Origin of the sequence: Photorhabdus viridis, assembly GCF_040256935.1 — a bacterium.
In the GTDB taxonomy this organism is placed as follows: Bacteria; Pseudomonadota; Gammaproteobacteria; order Enterobacterales; family Enterobacteriaceae; genus Photorhabdus; species Photorhabdus viridis.
Window position 1 is genome coordinate 1 of the sequence record NZ_JBEJZY010000544.1, and the last position, 223, is coordinate 223.

A 223-nucleotide genomic window follows, 5' to 3' on the forward strand; every position below is an offset into this window, starting at 1 on the left:
ATGTAGAGTTTATCGTATTGCAGGATATCGCGCTGCGTCAGGATACCTGGCTGGCCTTCTCGCCGTCGGCCTGGAGTCCGGAGACAATACAGTATTATCACGATCACCCCGACGCGCGGGAAAAGCGGATGCAGTGCGTGAAATCCTGGCAATGGCGAGGGGTGCCGGAAGGGGAGGGGATCAGCGAGGTCACGGCAGATACCCTGAATACGGTGATGGATTA

The 223-nt window shown here is 57.0% G+C and carries 1 protein-coding gene; it reads left to right on the top strand.

The window, feature by feature from the left end:
* Window positions 1–17: 17 nt before the first annotated feature.
* Window positions 18–223: toxin VasX (locus ABR397_RS24475; RefSeq protein ID WP_350307943.1), on the top strand; the 206-nt coding region annotated here is incomplete at its 3' end.